This window comes from Dyella solisilvae (assembly GCF_003351225.1).
GTDB lineage: Bacteria > Pseudomonadota > Gammaproteobacteria > Xanthomonadales > Rhodanobacteraceae > Dyella > Dyella solisilvae.
Window position 1 is genome coordinate 457928 of sequence record NZ_QQSY01000002.1, and the last position, 18621, is coordinate 476548.

Consider the following 18621-nt stretch of genomic DNA (forward strand, 5'->3'; position numbering starts at 1 on the left):
ACCCCATGGCTCCTATGGAGCCGAATTCGCGCCTGGCTCTTGGCCCTGTGCTCTTGGCTCTTGGCTCTTGGTTTTTCGCTCTAGCTTTTGACTTCCCTCCCCTATGGCGCGGCGGGCGGGTGGAGGAATAGCCCGAAGGGTGGCTCGCAGGGATGCGAGCCAGTTTGTCGTCAGGGCAGGACGCCCTGTCGACAAACCCCGGAACCCGCCCGCGAACCTGGAGGGCGTTAGCCCGGAAGGCGCGCCATCGGGTGGCCTCTCTTTTGGTTACTTTTCTCTGGCCACAGCAGAGAAAAGTGACCCGCTGCCCGGCAGGGCTGCGGAAGCCCGCCGCAGGCGAGCACGCTGGCGGTTGCACCACATCAAAAGCCGAGAGCAAAGTCACTGGATCCCAGCTTTCGCTGGGATGACGAGCTAGGAAAGGGTGCGCGAAAAGTGTAAGTCACAGCCCGCGCCGCCCCTTTCGGGGGCGCGATGAAATGCCGGCCAGCGCGACGCAACAGCGCCCACAAAACCCCATCCCTCCAACACCAAACTATTGCGCCGGCGCCACACCCTCCGCATCACTGCCATCCGGCGCCTCCACCTGATAACCCTGCGCCTTCAACCGCGCGATCAGGCCATGCGGCGAGAGCACCTCTTCCATCGGCAGCATGGCGAAAGTTTGCGTGTTGTTGGCGAGCGCCTGCTGCGCGGCCTCCATCCACGTCGCTTGCGCCTTCTGCTGCACGTCGTTAAAACCCAGCTGCTTGGCGAAGCCCGCCTCGGTGACCGCGGAAATGCAGGCCTCGCGCTGGTCGTTCATCGGCAGTCCGCGCAGTGTTTCGATGTCGCCGGTGGCCCAGGCGTTGGCGCGTTCGGTGATGCGCCCCATGTCGCGCTCGACCGTATCCAGCGTGCGGCCGAAGCATTCGCGATCATCCATCGACGAGGTCTTGAAAGTCTTTACCGCGGTGCGCGGTTCCTCCACCAGCATGGTGTAACGCGCCGTGGTGAACTTCACGTTGTGCTTCTTGGCCAGGTCGCGTACGGCGTCCTTCACACCGCCGGAGGACGTGAGGCCGTGGCGCTTGATCGCCTTGTCGTACAGCTCCACCGCGGCAAAGATCGGCCGCCAGTCTTCGATGCTGCGATCGTTGCCGAGGTACTGCTGCTTGAGCACCAGCCAGCGCGCGTAATCCGGGGCCGGCACCATCTGCTGCAGCGTCTGACCATCGGGATTCTTGCGGGCGCCGATCAGCGAGGGCAGCAGGAACAGCTTGCCGAAGAAATTGGTCTTGGGCTTCAGCGCGACCGACGGCGGACCCAGCACCTCCTGCGACTCGGCGATGGTCTGCTCTACCTCGTCGGTCTTCCACTGCATGTGATCGGGCAGCGGCGACAAGGTGCCGAGCACCCACATCACATGATCGCCCTTGCTCACCTTCCACAGGCCCGGACCAGGTTGCACGCCGGTGACGGTCACCCCTTCCAGGTTGGTGGCCGCGGTGGTGGAGGGCGGCGCCGGCGCGGTAGTCGATTGCGCCCATGCAGGCACGCTTGCGGAAAAGGCGAGCAGACAGACGAACAGCGTGGAACGCATGCATTGCTCCGTGGCTAGTGAACGTGTCGGACCGGGATTATCCGCCAGCCCTGGCCATATCGACCGCGGCAAGGTGTCCTGCGTTCATGCGCCCCTTAGGGCCTGTTAACGGTATACGCGTGGCTCGCCCCGCATGACAGCTGTCAATCACGATGGCTGATAGGTCGCGCTGCCCGCGGGCAGGCCCACGGGGCACGCTGTCGCCACCTTCACCTGCCAAGGATTGCGCCATGATCCGTTCGTCCCTGTTGCGACCGCTTCAACCGTTGCTTCCCGTCGCCCTGGTCGCCGCCGCGGCCATCACCGGCTGCCTCGTCGCGGGACTGGCCATGGCGCAGGCGCCGGATGGCGGCGCACGCCAGCCGGCCGCCGTGCAGGCCGACCAGCAATTCCTCGACACCTTCCACCGTGGCGACTATGCGCACCTGCAGGAGGCGCTGGAATCGGAGACCGTCGCCTACCTGCGCAATCCGAACGATGCCCAGACGGCGGCGCATGTGGGCTGGCTGCACATGTGGCGTGCCTCGGAGCGCAGCCGGCTCGAGCACACGCCGGCCACCATCACCGACGACCTGGTGCTGGCGCGCAAGTACTTCGCCAGGGCGGCGGCGCTGGATCCGGAAGATGCCCGCTTCCGTGGCTTCCTGGCCTCCGCCATGCTGGCCGAGGCACAGATCGATCGCGACGATGTCCTGCGCCAGCAGGGCGCAGCCGTGATGCAGCAGGCGGTCAAGGATTGGCCAGCCTTCAACCTGTTCACTGCCGGCTACGTCGCCAGCAACCAGCCGGCGGACAGTGAGGGATTCAGGCAGGCACTGGAACTGCAATGGAAGAATCTCGAGGTCTGTGCGCATACCACCCTCGACCGCCGTGGCGCCGACCTCGACCGTTTCGCCTCGGCCGTGCACGGCGCCACCACGGGCACGCGCGATGCGCGCGCATGCCTCAACTCCGCCACGGCGCCGCACAACGAGGAGGGCTTCATCCTCAACATGGGCGACATGCTGACCAAGGCCGGCGACTGGGAGACCGCGCGCAAGGTCTACGCCCTGGCGCGCCGCTCCCCCGACTACGCGCAGTGGCCTTACCGCGAGGTGCTGGAACAGCGCATCCGCGACGCCCAGGTGAACGTGGCAACTTTCAACAGGCCAGTCGTTCCCGGCCAGAAGCCCGCCACGACGATCATGCTTGGCAGCGCCTTTTCCTGCACCGCCTGCCACCAGCATTGAAGCTGGTGTCAGTTTCCGAGCCAGTGGCGCAAGCCACTGGCCAGCAGGCACCACAGTACCGCAACCCACGCCGGCTGCCGCCCGGCGACCAGCATGACGAAGCCGCTGGCGACCACCAGCACATCGGCCGCGTCGTGCACGGCGCCCGTCCAGACGGGCCGATAGAACGCGGCGGCGAGGATTCCCACCACGGCGGCATTGATCGCCGCCACCATCCGCACGGCGCCCGCGCGCGCAGACAAGCGCCGCCAGTACGGCAGCACACCGCCCAGCAACAGGAAGCCGGGCAGGAAGATCGCCAGCAGTGCAACGGATGCGCCGGCCACGCCGCCCCGGCCACCGTGCATCTGGCTGCCCAGGTAGGCAGCCAGCGAGAACATCGGACCGGGCACGGCCTGGGCCGCCCCGTAGCCCGCCAGGAAGTGGTCTTCGTCGATGAAGCCCGGCGCCACCAGTGCCTCGCGCAGCCATGGCAGCACCACGTGTCCACCGCCGAACACCAGGGCGCCCGCGCGATAGAAAGCCGCCGCTGTCTGCACCAGCCAGGCGCCACGCGTGCCGATGGCCAGCGCCGCCAGCAGCAGGATCGCGTAGGCAGCCAACAGCAGCGGCGCGACGCCGGTGTCACGACGGGGCGCTGCTTGCGCGTCCACGGCTGCATGGACCTGGCTGCACAGCCAGGGCCCCAGCAGGGCCGCGATCACGATCACCAGGCCCTGGGTCCAAGCCTGCGGCTGCCACAACAGCACGAGTGCAGCACCGATCGCCAACGCCCGGCGAGGCGTGTCCGGCGCCAGCGTGCGCCACATGCCGAGCACGCCCTGGGCGACGATCACCACCGCCACCAGCTTCAGCCCGTGCAGCAAGGCCTGTCCCCAGACGCCATGGAGATAGGGCGCCCACCAGGCGAAACCGAGCATCAACAGCGCCGACGGCAAGGTGAAGCCAGCGAACGCGGCCAGGCCACCCAGCCAACCCGCGCGGGACAGGCCGATGGCGAAACCGAGCTGGCTGCTCGCCGGCCCGGGCAGGAACTGGCATAGCGCAAGCAATTCTGTGAACCGCGCATCATCCAGCCAGCGTCGCTGCTCAACGAAGGCGCGACGGAAGTAGCCGAGGTGCGCGATGGGTCCGCCGAAGGAGCGCAGGCCCAACGAGAGGAACGCGAGGAATACCTCGCGTACGCGCGCATTGGCCGTGTTGATGCGATCAGGGATCGATGCGCTCATGCGCGGCAGCGTAGCGTAATGAGGTGACGAAAGCGGGCGATGCTTCTACGGAGAAACAATGGGCACAAAACAGGAAGGCCGCTTGCGCGGCCTTCCCGGGTCACACCGTGGGTCGAACGATCAACCCAGCGACGCCAGCGCGTCATTGAGGGTCTTGCTTGGACGCATCGCCTGGTCGATCAGGCCCAGGTTCGCGTGGTAGTAGCCCTGGATGTCGACCGTCTTGCCCTGCGCGCCGTTGAGTTCACCGACGATGGTCGACTCGTTCTCGGTGAGCGCCTTGGCCAGCGGAGCGAACTTCGCCTTGAGCTTGGCGTCGTCGTTCTGCTCGGCCAGCGCCTGCGCCCAGTACATGGCGAGGTAGAAGTGGCTGCCGCGGTTGTCGAGCTCGCCCACCTTGCGCGCCGGCGACTTGTTGTTGTCGAGGATCTTGCCGTTGGCCTGGTCCAGCGTCTTGGCGAGCACGCGCGCATCGGCGTTGTCGTAGCGGTTGGCCAGATGCTCCAGCGACGCGGCGATGGCGAGGAACTCACCCAGCGAATCCCAGCGCAGGTAGTCCTCTTCCAGGAACTGCTGCACATGCTTGGGCGCCGAACCGCCCGCGCCAGTCTCGAACAGGCCGCCACCGGCCATCAGCGGCACGATGGAGAGCATCTTGGCGCTGGTGCCCAGCTCCATGATCGGGAACAGGTCGGTGAGATAGTCGCGCAGCACGTTGCCGGTCACCGAGATGGTGTCCTGGCCCTTGCGGATGCGCTCCAGCGAGAAGCGGGTGGCTTCGACCGGCGACAGCGTGCGGATGTCCAGGCCGCTGAGGTCGTGGTCCTTGAGGTAGCGCTCGACCTTGGCGATCACCTGGCGGTCATGCGCGCGGTTGCCGTCGAGCCAGAACACGGCCGGCGTGTTGCTGAGGCGCGCACGCGTCACGGCGAGCTTCACCCAGTCCTGGATCGGCGCGTCCTTGGTCTGGCACATGCGCCAGATGTCACCGGCTTCCACCGGCTGTTCCAGCAGCACGTTGCCGGCCTCGTCGATCACCTTCACCACGCCGTCGGCGGCGATCTGGAAGGTCTTGTCGTGCGAGCCGTATTCCTCGGCGGCCTGCGCCATCAGGCCCACGTTGGGCACGCTGCCCATGGTGGCCGGATCGAATGCGCCGTGCGCCTTGCAGTCCTCGATCACCACCTGGTACACGCCGGCGTAGCTGCGGTCGGGGATCACCGCCTTGGTGTCCTGCAGCTTGCCTTCGGTGTTCCACATCTTGCCGGAGTCGCGGATCATCGCCGGCATCGAGGCGTCGACGATCACGTCGCTCGGCACGTGCAGGTTGGTGATGCCCTTGTCGGAATTCACCATCGCCACGGCCGGACGCTTCGCGTACTCGGCCTTGATGCCGGCCAGGATCTCGTCCTGCGTCGCCTGCGGCAGCGAGCCGAGGCGTGCGTACAGGTCGCCGATGCCGTTGTTCGGCTCGAAGCCCACGCTCTTCAGGGCCTCGGCGTGCTTGGCCAGCACGTCCTTGTAGAACTCGTTCACCACCACGCCGAACATGATGGGGTCGGACACCTTCATCATGGTGGCCTTCAGATGCACCGAGAACAGCACGCCCTGCTTCTTGGAGTCTTCGATCTGCGCGTCGATGAAGCTGGCCAGCGCCTTGCGGCTCATCACGGCGGCGTCGATGATCTCGCCGTCCTTCAGCGCGGTCTTCTCCTTGAGCACCTTGCTGCTGCCGTCCTTGCCGAACCACTCGATCTTGACGGTGGTGGCCTTGGCGACGGTGGTGGACTTCTCGCTGCCGTAGAAATCACCACCGTCCATGTGGGCGACGTGCGACTTCGAATCGCTGCTCCACGCGCCCATCTTGTGCGGGTGCTTGCGCGCGTAGTTCTTCACCGAAAGCGGCGCGCGGCGGTCGGAGTTGCCTTCGCGCAGCACCGGGTTCACCGCGCTGCCCTTGACCTTGTCGTAGCGCGCCTTGACGTTCCAGTCGGCGACGTCCTTGGGTTCTTCCGGATAGTCCGGCAGCGCGTAGCCCTGGCCCTGCAGTTCCTTGATCGCGGCCTTCAGCTGCGGCATCGAAGCGCTGATGTTGGGCAGCTTAATGATGTTGGCGTCGGGCGTCTTGGCCAGTTCACCCAGTTCGGCGAGATCGTCGGCGATCCGCTGGTGCTCCGGCAGCGTGTCCGGAAACTGCGCGATGATGCGGCCGGCCAGCGAGATGTCGCGGGTTTCCACGGCGATGCCGGCGGTGCCGGTGAAGGCTTTGATGATCGGCAGCAGCGACTGCGTAGCGAGGTACGGAGCTTCGTCCGTAAGCGTGTAGATGATCTTCGGCGTGTTCGACATTCTCAATGACCTCGCTGGCGACAACTTGACCAAGATGGCGCCGCGCGCCCATCCGGGCGGCGCGACACACGTGGACCGATGAATCGTCCGGAGTCACCTCAGTTGGGGGCGATCAGCGCGGACGAAAGTCCCTCATTGTGGCGTTTTCGTGCCGGGCGCGAAAGCGCTGCACCGCACAATGCGCCGCCGTATGGTGCAGGCGCAGCCCTGTGAGCGAAGCGCCTGCGACGCGACGACGCGGCTATCGATCTGGCGTGAAAATCCGCGACCACGACAGCCATCGGCGCCGCAGTCGCGCACAAGGCGCCCTGCTACACGGGCAAGGCGAGGCTCAGGCAGCCTCGCCAGCAGGTAGCGCCTTGGGCTGGCGATGGCGCGCGCGCCAGGCCGAGAAGCGATCGGACAAGCAGGAGAAGATCACGTACAGCGCCGGCGTGCTCAGCAGGGTGAGGCTCTGCGAAATCAGCAGGCCGCCGATCAGCGCGATGCCCAGCGGACGGCGCAGGTCCGAGCCTTCGCCCAGGCCCACCGCGATCGGCACGGCGGCGAGGATCGCCACCATGGTGGTCATCATGATCGGACGGAAGCGCACCATGCTGGCTTCGTAGGCCGCATCCTGCGGACTGAGCCCTTGCTCGCGGCGCGCCACCAGGGCGAAGTCGATCATCATGATCGCGTTCTTCTTGACGATGCCAATCAACAGCACCAGCGCGATCTGCGCGATCACCGACAGCTCGGTGTCGGTGATCCACAGCGCCAGCAGCGCGCCCACGCCTGCGGCTGGCAGCGTGGAGAGAATCGTGACCGGATGGATCAGGCTTTCGTACAACATGCCCAGCACAATGTAGACCACCACCACCGCCCCCAGCAGCAGCCACAGCATGCCGCTCTGCGACTGCTGGAAGCGGCGGAAGTCGCCGCCGATGTTGATGCGGATGTTGCCTGGCAGGCGCATCTGCGCGCCGGTCTGCTGGATGATCTGCAAAGCCTCGCCCATGCTCACGCCTGGCGCGAGGTTGAAGCTCATGCTCATCAGCGTGTACTGGTTTTCGTGGGTGATCTGGGTCGGCGCCAGGCCCGGCTGCTGCGTCGCGAACGCGGTCAGCGGCACCATCTGGCCCGTGGTGCTGGCCACGTAGATCGCATTGATCGCCGCCGGCGTGGCGGTCTGGTTCGGCAGCGCGTTGACCACCACCTTGTACTGGTTGAGGTCGGAGTAGATGGTGCTGATCTGGCGCTGGCCGAAGGCGTTGTACAGCGCGCCGTCGATGGTGCCGATGCCGACGTTGAGGCGCGCGGCCTTGTCGCGGTCGATCACGATGTTCTGCTGCAGGCCAGCGTCGTCGATGTCGCTGCCGACATCCTTGAGCTTGGGGTTGCTCTTGAGCGCCGCCACCAGCTTGGGCAGCCATTCCTGAAGTTCCTCCGGACTGTCGCCCTGCAGCGAGACCTGGTACTGCGCGCCCTGACCAGTGCCACCGCCACCGAAGCTGGGCAGGTCCTGGATCGGGCGCAGGCGCACGTTGAGGTCGGGATAGCGCGCCGCCTTGGCGCTCAGCCGGGCCAGCACGGCGAAGGTGTCGTCCTTGCGCCCTTCCGCATGCGTCTTCAACTCGATGTCGAAGGTGCCTGACGCGCCCTGGCGACTGGTGCCCAGGCGCGAACCGACGCGGGCCACGTCGTGGTCCTTGAGCAGCATATCGATCAGGCGCTGCTGGCGCGCCACCGAATCCTGGAACGAGACCGTCGCGCCGGAGGTGGCGCGGCCGCGGATCAGGCCCGTGTCCTGCGGCGGGAACATGCCGGTCTTGACCACGCCGAACAGGAAGATGGTCACGCCGATCAACACCAGCGGCGTAAGCGCGAAGGCCAGCGCGTGCTTGATGGAGAACTTCAGCGCGCGCGAATACACCGCCAGCATGCCGGCCTGGAACTTCTCCAGCGCGATGCCCACGCGCGTGGTCGGCTTATCCTCTTCGTGGCTGCTGAGGAACTGGCCGCACAACGAGGTGGTGAGGGTCAGCGAGACCAGCGCCGAGACAATGATCGCCGCCACCAGGGTGACGGTGAATTCCTTGAAGAACAGGCCGGTGATGCCGCTCATGAACAGCAGCGGCAGGAACACCGCCACCAGCGAGGCGGTGATGGAGACGATGGTGAAGCCAATCTCGCGCGCGCCGGCCAGCGCCGCCTGCATGCGCGTCATGCCCTGATCGATGTGGCGCACGATGTTCTCGATCACCACGATCGCATCGTCCACCACGAAGCCGATCGCGATCACCAGCGCGAGCAGGGTGAGGTTGTTGAGGGTGAAGCCGAACAGGTACATCACGATCGCCGCGCCGGCCAGCGACAGCGGCACGGCGGCGGTGGCGATCAGGGTGGGCGCCAGGCGGCGCAGGAAGATCGCCATGGTCAGCATCACCATCGCCAGGCTGATCAGCAGCGTGGCCTGCACTTCGTGCAGCGAGGCGCGGATGGTCGGCGTGCCATCGAAGTAAGGGCTGAGCGTAGTGCCCGGCTGCAGGTAGCTGCGCAGCACCGGCACGGCCGCCTTGACCCGGTCCACGGTGCCGATGATGTTCGCGTTGGACTGCCGGTAGACATACATCAGGATCGCCGGCTTGCCCTGGTACCAGGCCCGCTGGTAGGCGTCCTGGGTGCCGTCGTAGACCTTGGCCACGTCGGAAAGGCGCACCGGCACGCCCTTGTGCGAGGCGATCACCAGGTTGGCGAAGTCCTCGGCGTTGTGCAGCGAGTCGTTCGCGCTCACCGACATGGTGGTCTGCCCGTTGGACAGGAAGCCCACCGGCGAGGTGACGTTGGCGGCGGTCAGTGCATTGCGCAGCTGGTCCGGCGACAGCCCCAGCGAGTTGAGCAGGCGCAGATTCACGTCGACGCGGATGGCCGGGGTGGCGGCGCCGAGGATGTCCACCTCCGACACGCCTTCGAGCTGCCGCAGGTGCTGCGCGAGCAGCGAGTCGGCCACGTCGTAGAGATCGCGCGCCGACTGCGTATCCGAGGTCAGCGCAAAGGCGATGATCGGGTCGTCGTTCGGGTTGGCCTTCTGGTAGCTCGGCGGCGCGTTGAGGCCGCTGGGCAGGTCCGACTGGGCCGCGTTGATGGCCGCCTGCACGTCGCGTGCGGCCGAGTCGAGGTTGCGGCCCGCCTCGAACATCATGAATACCTGAGTGCTGCCCAGCGAGCTGTTGGAGCGCAGCGTGTCGATGCCCGGCACCTGGCCCAAGTGGCGCTCCAGCGGCGCGGCCACGGTCGATGCCATGGTGGCGGCGCTGGCGCCGGCCTGCTGGGCCTGCACGAAGATCACCGGGAACTGCATGTTCGGCAGCGCCGCCACGCCCAACAGGAGGTAGCAGATCAGGCCCACCGCGAACACGCCCATGGCCAGCAGGGAGGTGCCGATCGGGCGGCGGATGAAGGGGCCGGAGATATTCATGCGATCAGAAAGCCAGGAGCTGCACGCCGGGCACGGCGATGTTCACAGAAGCCGTGGGCCGAACCGGCGCACGCACGAAGAAACGTATATACCGCACATGGACTGCTCAACGCATGACAGCCGATTTGGTTGATGCCGCATCCCTCACTGTAGGAGCGCACCCTTTGCGCGGCCTTAGCTGGGGGAAATGCACCAGGCTCGCGAATACGACCCTCGCGCGCCGAACCGAAGCACCGTGGCCACGCAAAGGGCGCCCTCCTACAGAGAGTGCGGGGGGTTGGAAACGCCGAAAGGGGCGCGCCGTGACGGCCGCGCCCCTTTGAGAGTTTTTCCTGCGGCCCGGTACATGCCGGGCCACACTAGGTCGCCTCACATCGCGCCCCGCGTCTGCGCCCGGGCGAGCTCGCGCTGTTCGCGGCGCTCGCGCAGCCAGTCGGAGAAACGTTCCATGTAGAGGTAGATTACGGGCGTCGTGTACAGGGTCACCAGCTGCGACAGCAGCAGGCCGCCCACGATGGACACGCCCAGCGGACGGCGCAGCTCCGCGCCGATGCCGTTGCCCAGCGCCAGCGGCAACGCGCCCAGCATGGCCGCCGCGGTGGTCATCATGATCGGACGGAAGCGCAGCAGACAGGCTCGACGGATCGCCTCATGCGGCTTCATGCCCTCGCGCTGCGCCTCGATGGCGAAGTCGATCATCATGATCGCGTTCTTCTTGACGATACCGATCAAGAGCACGATGCCCACGATGCCATCGACCGACAGGCTCATGCCGCACAGGATCAGCGCAAGCAGCGCGCCCACGCCGGCCGGCGGCAGCGTCGAGATGATGGTCAGCGGGTGGATGTAGCTCTCGTACAGCACGCCCAGCACGATGTAGATCACCACGATGGAGGCGATCAGCAGCAGTACTTCGTTAGTCAGCGAGGTGGAGAACTCCGCCGCCTTGCCGATGAACTGGCCACGCACCTGCGGCGGGAAGTTGAGGTTCTGCTCCACGTCGTGGATCGCCTTGACCGCCTCGGACAGCGAATAGCCCGGCGCCAGGTTGAACGAGATGGTCACTGCCGGCAGCTGCTGCTGGTGGCTCACCACCAGCGGCGCGTTGGTCACCTCGGCCTTCGCCAACGAAGCCAGCGGAATCGTGCCGCCCGCGCCGATCACCACGCCGGTGTTGGCCACGCCCAGACCCGTCGACGTCGACGAGTTGCTCGACGCCACCTGGCCGAAGCTGGTGGCATTGCTGCCGGTCAGCGCGCCACTGCCGTTGCTCTTGACCGTCAGCTGATTGAGCAGCGCGGTGCTGGAGCGGAACTGCGGGGCCACCTCGAGCACCACGCGGTACTGGTTGAGCTGGGTGAAGATGGTGGAGATCTGGCGCTGGCCGAACGAGTCGTACAGCGTGTCATCGATGGTCTGCACCGGCACGCCCAGTCGGCTGGCCTTCTCGCGGTCGATGGTGAGCTTGAGCGAAGTGCCCTGGTCGGCGAGGTTGTTGTCCACGTCGGCCAGTTCCGGTCGCTCGCGCAGCGCCTGGGTCATCTGCGTGGCATAGCCGGACAGCTCGGCCGAGTTCACGTCGGACATCGAGTACTGGTACTCGGTCGCTGACACGCGGGTATCCAGCGTCACGTCCTGCACCGGCTTCAGGTACAGCGCCACGCCCGGAATATCGGCGGCTTCCTTCTGCAGGCGCGCCACAACTTGCTCCAGTCCATCGCGATCGCCGCGATCCTTCAGCACGATGCTGAGCTGGCCCTGGTTGAGCGTCGGGTTGATCGAGCCGGCGCCGATGAAAGCCGCCACGCCGGTCACTGCCTTGTCGCGACGCAGGGCATCGGCCACCGCCTTGGTGCGCTGCTCCATCTGCGGGAACGCCACGTTCTGGTCGGCGGCAACCACGCCGGTGATCAGGCCCGTGTCCTGCTCAGGCAGCAGGCCCTTGGGGATCACGATGTAGAGGAACACGGTGAACACCACGGTGATGCCCGCCACCATGATGGTCAGGCGCTGGTGCGCCAGCACCCAGTCCAGCGAACCCTCGTACAGGTTCACCAGGCGCGACCACCAGGTCTTCTTGCCGGCGGCGGCGTGGCGTTCGTGCGCATCGTCGCCTTCCGGCAGCGCGTCGGGCTTGAGCAGGTAGGCGCACATCATCGGCGTCAGCGTCAACGACACCAGCATCGAGATGGCCACCGCGATGGTCAGCACCCACGCGAACTCGTGGAACAGGCGACCGGTGACCCCGGGCATCAGCAGCAGCGGCAGGAACACCGCGATCAGCGACACGGTCAGCGACAGCACGGTGAAGCCGATTTCCTTCGCGCCGATCTCGGCCGCTTCCTTGCCTTCCTTGCCCTGCTCGATGTAGCGAACGATGTTCTCGATCATCACGATCGCATCGTCCACCACGAAGCCGGTGGCCACGGTCAGCGCCATCAGCGAGAGGTTGTCCAGCGACATGCCGGTGAAGGCCATCACGCCGAACGTGCCCATCAGCGACAGCGGCACCGCCACCGACGGAATGATCGTCGCCCACAGGCGGCGCAGGAACACGAAGATCACCGCCACCACAAGGAAGATGGTGAGGATCAGGGTGAACTGCACGTCCTCCACCGAGGCGCGGATGGTGATGGTGCGGTCGGCGAACACGTCCAGATGGACGTCGGCCGGCAGCACCGCGCGCAGCTGCGGCAGGATGTTGCGGATCTGTTCGACCGTCTGGACGATGTTCGCGCCGGGCTGGCGGCGGATGTCCAGCAGCACGGCGGCCTTGCCGTTGGCCCAGGCGGCCAGCTGGTCGTTCTCCACGCCATCGACCACGTTGGCCACGTCGGACAGACGCACCGGCGCGTTGTTCTTGTACGCGATGATCGTGTCTTTGTACTCGGCGGCAGTGGCCAGCTGGTCGTTCGTGCCGATGCTGTAGGACTGCGTGGCGCCGTTGAGCGTGCCCTTGGGCGCGTTCACGTTGGCCTCGGTGAGCGCGCTGCGCACGTCCTCCATGGTGAGGCCGAGGTTGGCCAGCTGCGACGGGTTCACCTGCACGCGCACCGCGGGGCGCACGTTGCCGGCGATCGACACCAGGCCCACGCCCTGCACCTGCGAGAGCTTCTGCGCGAGGATCGAGTCGGCGTAGTTGTTCACGTCGCGCAGCGGCAGGCTGTCGGAGGTGAGCTTGAGCGTGATGATCGGCGCGTCGGCCGGGTTCACACGGTTGTACACCGGCGGATAAGGCAGCGTGGCGGGCAGCGTGCCGCGCGCCTGGTTGATGGCCGCCTGCACGTCCTGCGCCGCAATGTCGATGTCACGGTCCATCGCGAACTGCAGCACGATGGTGGACAGGCCCGCCGACGAGTCGGAGGTCATCATGGTCAGGCCGGAGATCTGGCCGAAGTTGCGCTCCAGCGGCGTAGTGACCAGCGCCGCCATGGTCGAGGCGCTGGCGCCCGGATACTGCGTGGTGATCACCAGGCTGGGCGCGTCGATCTCGGGCAGCGCCGATACCGGCAGCTGGCGGTAGCCGAGGATGCCGAGCAGCAACACCGCCACCATCAGCAGCGAGGTCGCGATCGGTCGGCGGATGAAGAGTGTTGAGAATCCCATCGGGGTGGCCGTCAATTAGGGCTGAGTATTGGAGGCGCGCATCCGGCGCGCCACGCAGGTTCGCAGGGACGAACCACCCGGCGGGGCGGTGGGGCCGCCCTGGAACATCCGCCGGGTTGTCGCTTCGTCACTGCTCATGGGACCGAACCTTCGCCCCGTCATCGCTCCGGCGATCAGCCGCCGCGGCGACCGCCACCGTTCTGCTGGGCGCGCTTCTTGGCCTTCTCCACCTCGGAAGCGGTCGGCGCAGCCGGCACTTCGCCCGGCTTGAGCGCCTTGACCTTGCTGCCCGGCTTCAGGCGGAACTGGCCTTCGGTGACCACCTGCTCGTTGAGCGCAAGGCCCGAGCCGATCATCACGTGGCTGTCGCCCACTTCACCGGCCACCTTGACCGGCTGCATCTTGACCGTCTGGTCCTGCTGCACGAGGTAGACGTAGTCGCCATCCGGACCACGCTGCACCGCCTGCGCCGGAATCACCAGACCGCCGTTCACCGTGCGCACCTTCAGGCGCACGTTGACGAACTGGCCCGGCCACAGGTCACCCTTGCCGTTCTGGAACACCGAACGCAGCTTGAAGGTGCCGGTGGTGGTGTCAATCTGGTTGTCCACCACGTTGAGCTGGCCATCGGTGGCGATCGGATGCGCGTCGGCGCGGTCCAGCGCCAGCACTTCCAGCGGGTCGTCGCCGCCGGACGCCTGGCGCACCATCTCCAGGTTCTGCTCGGGCAGGTTGAACATCACGTAGATCGGATGGATCTGGGTCAGCGTCACCACGGCGGTGGTGGTGGTCACCACGTTGCCCGGGTCGACGTTGCGGATGCCCGCCACGCCGTCGATCGGCGAAATGATGCGGGTGTAGTCCAGGTTGACCTTGGCCGAACGGATGGCCGCCTTGTCCGCCGCGACGCTGGCGGCCAGGTTGGCCACGTTGTTGCGGTAGGTGTCCATGTCCAGCTGGGCCACGTAGCCCTTGGCGACCAGCGCGTCGTTGCGCTTGAGCGTGCTCTGCGCGGTGGCCAGCTGCGCCTCGTCCTGCTGCTGCTTGGCTTCGGCCTGGTCATAGGCGGCCTGGAACGGACGCGGGTCGATCTGCGCCAGCAGCTCGCCCTTCTTCACTTCCTGGCCTTCCTTGAAATTGATGCTCAGCATCTGCCCGCTGATCTGCGGGTTGATGGTGACGGTGTTGAGCGCCTGCACGGTGCCGAGCGCGGTGAGGTACACCGGCACGTCCTGCTTGACCACCGGCTCAACGGTGACCGGCACCGGCGTGTCCTTGTCCTGGCCACCCTTGCCACCGCGCTGCCCGCCCTGCTGTGCCTGCGCGCCATCCTCGGCGCCCGGCTTATGGAGCAAACGGAAGCCCACTGCCCCCACCACGATCACAGCCAAAACGATCAGCGCGATCTTCCAAAAACGCGACATGAAAAACTCCCAGAATGAAAGGCAGGCCCACCCGACCCCACCGGCGCAGTCCGCGCCTGACTCGTATGTCGGGTGAAAGCATAGGGTCTGTTCAACGGTATTGGACAATGCCAGTTGACATGGGTGCCCTATGACCGATGGCAGGGTTTTGCCAGACAATCGCTTCAAAATGACGAAACCGGCATGAAACGGCCGATTTCGTCAGCACTGAGGCGGGTTGTCCCAGCCGACTGAAAACTGCCCCGGGCTTCGTCTATACTTCGCTTCTTACTGTCTGAACCTATGCCCAACCCGGCCGCAAGGCCGTCCATTAGATATGGAGTGATTGCGTGAGCGGTTCCCTGACCAAGTCCGACCAGAGCTTCATGCGCAGCTTTTCGTTGCTGATCGCCGGCCTGGGTGTGCTGACCCTGTTGCTGATCGTTGGCGCCTGGTGGATTTACGACCACGAGCCGAAGGAAACCAATCCGCAAACTGCCCAGCAGGTCGCCGAGCGCATCGCTCCGGCGGGCGCGGTGTACGCGGGCGACACCGGACGCGCCGCCATGCAGGCCGCCCAGGAAGCCGCCGCCAAGGCCGCCGCCTCGCAGGTCGCCTACGGCGGCACCACCGACGGCAAGACCATCTACGACAACCTGTGCCACAGCTGCCATACCGCAGGCGTGGCGGGCGCGCCGAAGCTGGGCGACAAGGCCAACTGGGGCCCGCGCATCGCCCAGGGCATCGACACCCTGGTCAAGCACGCCACCGAAGGCTTCAAGGGCCCGGATGGCAACATGATGCCGGCTCGCGGCGGCAATCCTGCGCTGACCGACGCCCAGGTGAAGGCTGCGGTGCAGTGGATCGTGGATCAGGCCAAGTAAGTGGCCTGATCAATCAAGCTTTCGATAAAACGCCGCCCTCTGGGCGGCGTTTTTCGTTGGCCCCTTCTCCCCTCCGGGGAGAAGGTTGGGATGAGGGGCGGGTGCTCGCGATCCCCTTGCTACGAAGCTCTCACTGATTCAAACCTGCCGCAAGATTGGCCCCTCACCACCGTAAAGGTGGCAATGCCCCAACCCTCTCCCCAGAGGGGAGAGGGAGCAAGGTCGCGCCTTGGCCCGACCTCCGAAGCTACTGCGCCTCGATCCACTCCCGCGCAAACACCTGCAGCTGCGGGAAAAATGCCTCGAAATGCGCCCGTAACGGCGTATCCAGCCCGGTCAGCACCGGCAGCGCGGCGGCGACCGGATTGGCCCGGCGCAGGCGATAGGAAATGCCGTCAAACGCAGCGGCCATCTCCTCCGGGCGGGCGTAGCCGGCCGGCAGGGCGTGGGCGTCCATGTAGTGTCGGAAGCGAAGCAGGCCCGGCGGCAGCAGGGCCTCGTGACGATGCAGCAGGGCGCGAACCGAACGCGAATAGTCCTCCAGGCGGTGTTCGCTCCAGCGCGCAAAGTCCTGCGCCAGCAGGTGGTCGAACCACATGTCGAGCAGGATGCCGCCGTAGCGCCGGTACTCCCCAGGCAGGCGGGCGCGTGCCGCGGCCACCTCAGGGTGGCTGTCGGTAAAGACATCGATGGCGCGGTGCAGGCGGATGCCGGCAACCACATTCGCCGGAAGGGCCGAATCGGGCCGGCCGTGGACGAAATCGCCCATCAGGCCGCCCAGTTGCAGCAGCTCGTCGTCACCCGCCAGCAGCGTGTGGGCCAGGTGATTCATGGGCGCCACCTTGTCCGGCCTGAACGATGGACATACGTGGCGGTTATCATCATGGTTATGAATCCCGTCATGCTCCCCACCCAACCCGATCAATTCCCCGAGCTGGCTGCCAGCTTCGCGCTGCAGGGCCCCGCCGGCAAGCTCGAGGCGATCAGCGATGTGGCCGTACCCGAAGAGGCCCGTCGCGGAACCGCCGTGATCTGCCACCCCCACCCGCTGCAGGGCGGCACCATGCACAACAAGGTGGTGACCATGGTGGAGCGCTCGCTGCGCGAATCGGGGCTGGATACGGTGCGCTTCAATTTCCGCGGCACCGGCGATTCCGAAGGTGTCTACGACCACGGCAACGGCGAGGGCGACGACCTGGCCGCGGTGGTGGCCTGGGTGCGTCGCGTGCGGCCGCGCGACGCCGTGTGGCTGGCCGGCTTCTCATTCGGCAGCTATGTCTCCATCCGCAATGCCGTGCGCCTGCACGCCGACGCGCTGATCAGCATCGCGCCGCCGGCCGGGCGCTGGCCGTTCGAGGGCTTCGAACTGCCGACCTGCCCGTGGCTGGTGGTCCAGGGCGAGGAGGACGAGGTGGTCGACCCGCAGGCGGTGTTCGACTGGATCGACGGCATGGCGCGCAAGCCGGAACTGGTGCGCATGCCCGAGACGAGCCATTTCTTCCACCGCCGCCTGATGGACCTGCGCGGCGCGATCAAGCACGAAGTGCAGCCCTGGTTGCCGCCGTTGCGGCAGGACTGATGCCCCACCCGCCATTTTCGCCTGTCCCGGCGCCGACGCATGCGCGCGACGCCACGAGAAGCCTGCCGTACCCATGAGTGATACCCCCCTGCTCGCGCCCAGCGCGCGTTACCAAGAAGGCGTCGCCGCGCACCGCTGGGAGACCGACCCGGCGCAGCAGGCGCTGCTGCCTGAATTCGACCGCATGCACGGCGCGCTGATCGCCGCAGCGACCAGCGGCAACGGCGGGCTGTTCGGACGCCTGAAGTCGCTGCTCGGCAACGACGCTCGCGATGGCGTGCCAGGCCTGTACCTGTGGGGAAGCGTCGGCCGCGGCAAGACCTTCCTGATGGACCTGTTCGTGGCCAGCCTGCCCCACGGCATGGCGCTGCGCCGGCACTATCACCGCTTCATGGGCGAGGTTCACGAGCAGTTGCGTGCGCTGGGCGAGCGGCAGGACCCCCTGCTCGAAGTAGCCGCCAACCTCGCGTCGCGCTGCCGCGTGCTGTGCCTGGACGAGTTCCTGGTCAACGACATCGGCGATGCGATGATCCTGGGCACGCTGCTGCAGGCGTTGTTCGATCGTGGCGTGAGCCTGGTGACCACCTCCAACACGGCGCCGTCCAACCTCTACAAGGACGGCCTGCAGCGGGCACGCTTCCTGCCCGCCATCGCGCTGATCGAAAAGCACTGCCACGTGGTGCAGATGATTTCGTCGCACGACTGGCGCCTGCGCGCGCTGACCCAGGCGCCGGTGTACCACACGCCGCCCGGGCCCGAGGCCGAGCGCGCACTCGCGCGCATCTTCGCCAGCCAGGCCGAGGGTGAGGTGCAGGACGGCGGCGAGATCATCCTCAACGAGCGACCGGTCGCGGTGCGCAAGCGCGCGGACAACATTCTTTGGTTCGACTTCGCCGCCCTGTGCGAAGGCCCGCGGGCAGTGTCGGACTATATCGAGCTGGCCAAGGCGGGCCCCGAGGTGATCATCTCCAACGTGCCGCAGTTCACCATCTACACCGACGATGCGGCGCGCCGCTTCGTGCTGCTGGTGGACGAGTTCTACGACCGGCATGTGAAGCTGATCCTGTCCGCCGCCGCACCGATCACCGAGCTGTATGACGGCGAGCGCCTGCGCGCGGAGTTTGGTCGCACCGAGTCGCGACTGATCGAAATGCAGAGCGAGGAATACCTCGCCAGCGCGCACCTCCCGTAAGCGACTCCTCGATGCAGGAGGGCGCCCGGCGCGCGATCGCAAGCTTGTTGGTTGCGCCTGCAACCGACCACCAGGTCGCGCAGGGTGCGCTCCTGCAAGCGGATGCAATAA

Annotated in this window: 11 protein-coding genes; 4 read left to right on the top strand and 7 right to left on the bottom strand. The window is 66.4% G+C overall.

The window, feature by feature from the left end; genetic code table 11:
* Positions 1–535: 535 nt before the first annotated feature.
* Positions 536–1582: a TraB/GumN family protein gene (locus tag DVT68_RS09330; protein ID WP_114824800.1), complete on the bottom strand. Its 1047-nt coding sequence runs from the start codon at positions 1580–1582 to the stop codon at positions 536–538.
* Between the two features lie 230 nt (positions 1583–1812).
* Here DVT68_RS09330 and DVT68_RS09335 point away from each other — a divergent pair, with 230 nt between their 5' ends.
* Positions 1813–2811: a hypothetical protein gene (locus DVT68_RS09335; protein WP_114824801.1), complete on the top strand. Its 999-nt coding sequence runs from the start codon at positions 1813–1815 to the stop codon at positions 2809–2811.
* Between the two features lie 8 nt (positions 2812–2819).
* On the opposite strand, the gene chrA is transcribed toward DVT68_RS09335, so the two are convergent.
* The 5 genes from chrA to DVT68_RS09360 form a co-directional block, all read right to left on the bottom strand.
* Positions 2820–4040, bottom strand: a complete 1221-nt coding sequence (chrA, locus tag DVT68_RS09340) for a chromate efflux transporter (protein WP_114824802.1) — start codon at positions 4038–4040, stop codon at positions 2820–2822.
* Positions 4041–4160: 120 nt separating this feature from the next.
* A complete protein-coding gene (locus DVT68_RS09345) occupies positions 4161–6389 on the bottom strand; it encodes an NADP-dependent isocitrate dehydrogenase (protein WP_114824803.1) in 2229 nt (742 codons plus the stop codon).
* A gap of 331 nt (positions 6390–6720) precedes the next feature.
* On the bottom strand, positions 6721–9846 hold the full coding sequence (locus DVT68_RS09350; protein WP_114824804.1) for an efflux RND transporter permease subunit: 3126 nt from the start codon (positions 9844–9846) through the stop codon (positions 6721–6723).
* Between the two features lie 369 nt (positions 9847–10215).
* The gene (locus DVT68_RS09355) at positions 10216–13452 is read right to left on the bottom strand and encodes an efflux RND transporter permease subunit (RefSeq protein ID WP_114824805.1); all 3237 of its coding nucleotides are present in this window, start codon (positions 13450–13452) and stop codon (positions 10216–10218) included.
* A gap of 173 nt (positions 13453–13625) precedes the next feature.
* Positions 13626–14876 carry an efflux RND transporter periplasmic adaptor subunit gene (locus tag DVT68_RS09360; RefSeq protein ID WP_114824806.1) on the bottom strand — a complete coding sequence of 417 codons (1251 nt, stop codon included), beginning with the start codon at positions 14874–14876 and terminating at the stop codon, positions 13626–13628.
* Positions 14877–15217: 341 nt separating this feature from the next.
* Here DVT68_RS09360 and DVT68_RS09365 point away from each other — a divergent pair, with 341 nt between their 5' ends.
* Positions 15218–15739, top strand: coding sequence for a c-type cytochrome (locus DVT68_RS09365; protein WP_425477489.1), 522 nt, complete (start codon positions 15218–15220; stop codon positions 15737–15739).
* A gap of 247 nt (positions 15740–15986) precedes the next feature.
* Here the strand turns inward: DVT68_RS09365 and DVT68_RS09370 are convergent, their stop codons facing one another.
* Positions 15987–16571, bottom strand: a complete 585-nt coding sequence (locus tag DVT68_RS09370; RefSeq protein WP_114824808.1) for an acyl carrier protein phosphodiesterase — start codon at positions 16569–16571, stop codon at positions 15987–15989.
* 57 nt (positions 16572–16628) lie between these two features.
* Between DVT68_RS09370 and DVT68_RS09375 the strand changes: the two genes are divergently transcribed.
* Entirely contained in the window at positions 16629–17318 is a 690-nt protein-coding gene (locus tag DVT68_RS09375) for an alpha/beta hydrolase (protein WP_114824809.1), read from the top strand.
* 73 nt (positions 17319–17391) lie between these two features.
* Positions 17392–18510, top strand: a complete 1119-nt coding sequence (gene zapE, locus DVT68_RS09380) for a cell division protein ZapE (RefSeq protein ID WP_114824810.1) — start codon at positions 17392–17394, stop codon at positions 18508–18510.
* Positions 18511–18621 lie beyond the last annotated feature (111 nt).

Bases quoted from the DNA above. Each gene is read 5' to 3' on its own strand.
- DVT68_RS09330 (WP_114824800.1), bottom strand. From the start codon at position 1,582: ATGCGTTCCACGCTGTTCGTCTGTCTGCTCGCCTTTTCCGCAAGCGTG.
- DVT68_RS09355 (WP_114824805.1), bottom strand. From the start codon at position 13,452: ATGGGATTCTCAACACTCTTCATCCGCCGACCGATCGCGACCTCGCTG.
- DVT68_RS09370 (WP_114824808.1), bottom strand. From the start codon at position 16,571: ATGAATCACCTGGCCCACACGCTGCTGGCGGGTGACGACGAGCTGCTG.
- DVT68_RS09335 (WP_114824801.1), top strand. From the start codon at position 1,813: ATGATCCGTTCGTCCCTGTTGCGACCGCTTCAACCGTTGCTTCCCGTC.
- DVT68_RS09345 (WP_114824803.1), bottom strand. From the start codon at position 6,389: ATGTCGAACACGCCGAAGATCATCTACACGCTTACGGACGAAGCTCCG.
- chrA (WP_114824802.1), bottom strand. From the start codon at position 4,040: ATGAGCGCATCGATCCCTGATCGCATCAACACGGCCAATGCGCGCGTA.
- DVT68_RS09350 (WP_114824804.1), bottom strand. From the start codon at position 9,846: ATGAATATCTCCGGCCCCTTCATCCGCCGCCCGATCGGCACCTCCCTG.
- zapE (WP_114824810.1), top strand. From the start codon at position 17,392: ATGAGTGATACCCCCCTGCTCGCGCCCAGCGCGCGTTACCAAGAAGGC.
- DVT68_RS09360 (WP_114824806.1), bottom strand. From the start codon at position 14,876: ATGTCGCGTTTTTGGAAGATCGCGCTGATCGTTTTGGCTGTGATCGTG.
- DVT68_RS09375 (WP_114824809.1), top strand. From the start codon at position 16,629: ATGAATCCCGTCATGCTCCCCACCCAACCCGATCAATTCCCCGAGCTG.